We start from the raw sequence: 374 nt of genomic DNA, 5'->3' as shown, positions 1-374 counted from the left end.
AGATCTTCTGCGATTGCGGAAAGTTTTGCGGAACCCATGGTTTTCCTCGAAAAATGCCGGAAAACCACCCTGCGGGATGGTTCCCGGCAGGGTTGGGGGTGGTAGCAGTGGCTATTAGCGGCCGAGAGCAGCTACTTGTTCATCCGTCATGGTGGACAAGTAGTCCTGCCAGCGTTGGTGGTATTGCTCCTGAGTACGCCGATGGAGTTCCCAAGAGACTGCGCTACCAGGAGGTGCTGGCAAAAGAGCAATCTCATGATCGTTCAGGGACTCTAACTGGAGAGGGGGCCTCCCCATTTCGCTTTCGGAGTTGGGTGCAATCAAATGGTCGAGGGAACCCATCTTGAGCTCCTTCCTGACTGGCGTTTCAGCTT

1 protein-coding gene is annotated in these 374 nt (G+C 54.8%); it reads right to left on the bottom strand.

The window, feature by feature from the left end; genetic code table 11:
* Positions 1 to 114: 114 nt before the first annotated feature.
* A partial coding sequence (locus tag HMPREF2924_RS36175; RefSeq protein WP_218189330.1) for a hypothetical protein occupies positions 115 to 374 on the bottom strand: 260 nt, incomplete at its 5' end.

Origin of the sequence: Pseudomonas sp. HMSC063H08 (genome assembly GCF_001813645.1) — a bacterium.
In the GTDB taxonomy this organism is placed as follows: domain Bacteria; phylum Pseudomonadota; class Gammaproteobacteria; order Pseudomonadales; family Pseudomonadaceae; genus Pseudomonas; species Pseudomonas aeruginosa.
Note: the sequence above shows the minus strand (reverse complement) of the source record. Positions and strands in the feature narration are given on the sequence as shown.